Annotated in this window: 2 tRNA genes; both read left to right on the plus strand. The window is 59.4% G+C overall.

What is annotated here, in order from left to right:
- Positions 1-3: 3 nt before the first annotated feature.
- Positions 4-88: transfer RNA gene (locus AC6H42_RS03050), tRNA-Leu, on the plus strand.
- Between the two features lie 174 nt (positions 89-262).
- Positions 263-347: transfer RNA gene (locus AC6H42_RS03055), tRNA-Leu, on the plus strand.
- Positions 348-367: the final 20 nt, after the last annotated feature.

The following is a 367-nucleotide window of genomic DNA, read 5'->3' on the forward strand; positions in this document are numbered from 1 at the left end:
AGTGCCCACGTGGCGGAATTGGTAGACGCGCATGGTTCAGGTCCATGTGCCGCAAGGTGTGGGGGTTCGAGTCCCTCCGTGGGCACCACAGAATTCCGCAAAAACGCCTCCTTCGGGAGGCGTTTTGCATTTTCCGGCCGCTTTTTCCGCCGCCCGCGCAGCCCGGCGAGAAATCTTGCTTTCGCTCTTGACGGCAGGGCTGCCAGCCCTTACTATGCGTGCCTCTGTTGCAGAACACCGCAGCAAAGACAAAGAAGACAGAGCCCACGTGGCGGAATTGGTAGACGCGCATGGTTCAGGTCCATGTGCCGCAAGGTGTGGGGGTTCGAGTCCCTCCGTGGGCACCACAGTTCTGTTTTCGATGTTT

Source organism: Massilia sp. NBRC 108631, assembly GCF_059704565.1.